Annotated in this window: 1 protein-coding gene; it reads left to right on the forward strand. The window is 73.1% G+C overall.

Features of this window, described 5'->3' with window-relative positions; all coding sequences use genetic code 11:
* Positions 1 to 24 precede the first annotated feature (24 nt).
* The gene (locus WYO_RS04110; protein WP_007559443.1) at positions 25 to 741 is read left to right on the forward strand and encodes a sugar transferase; all 717 of its coding nucleotides are present in this window, start codon (positions 25 to 27) and stop codon (positions 739 to 741) included.
* Positions 742 to 761: the final 20 nt, after the last annotated feature.

Here is a 761-nt window from a genome sequence, read left to right on the forward strand (position 1 = left end):
TCTGCGCCGCACCATAGGGTTGAGATGTCCGATGTGGCCGATCAGATTGCGGATCAGGTGAGCGAGGCTGCGGAGGCCGTGGCGGAGGCGGTTCTGCCGGAGACGCCGTTCGTGGCCCGGGGGCTTCGGCTGGACTGGGCGGCCAAGCGCGGTCTCGACATCGGGGTCGCGGCGACCGCGCTGTTCCTGCTGCTGCCGCTGATGCTGCTGATCGCCGCCCTGGTCTGGGCCGGCGACCGCAAGGCGCCGATCTTCCGGCACACCCGGCTCGGCCGGGACGGGCGCAGCTTCGGCTGCCTGAAGTTCCGCTCGATGGTCACCGACGGCGAGGCGGTGCTCGCCGCGCATCTGGCCGCCAGCCCCCGGGCCCGGGCGGAATGGGCGGCCACGCACAAGCTCAGCGACGACCCGCGGATCACCGCCATCGGCCAGGTGCTGCGCAAGACCTCCCTGGACGAGCTGCCGCAGCTGTGGAACGTGCTGCGCGGCGAGATGAGCCTGGTCGGGCCGCGCCCGATCGTCCAGGCCGAGGTTGCCCGCTACGGCCGGGCGTTCGCCACCTGCTTTGCGGTGCCGCCGGGCGTCACCGGGCTGTGGCAGGTCTCGGGCCGGTCCGACACCAGCTATGCCGAGCGCGTGGCGCTGGACCTGGACTATGCCAGCCGGTGGAGCCTGCGCCGGGACATCGCGATCATGCTGCGCACCGTCCCGGCCGTGCTCGCCCAGCGCGGCAGCAAGTAACGCGGCCGCCGCGCCGCGGG

Source organism: Methylobacterium sp. GXF4 (genome assembly GCF_000272495.1).
Lineage (GTDB): Bacteria > Pseudomonadota > Alphaproteobacteria > Rhizobiales > Beijerinckiaceae > Methylobacterium > Methylobacterium brachiatum.

Excerpts from the sequence above, each read along its gene's own strand:
- WYO_RS04110 (WP_007559443.1), top strand. The coding sequence starts at position 25 with ATGTCCGATGTGGCCGATCAGATTGCGGATCAGGTGAGCGAGGCTGCG.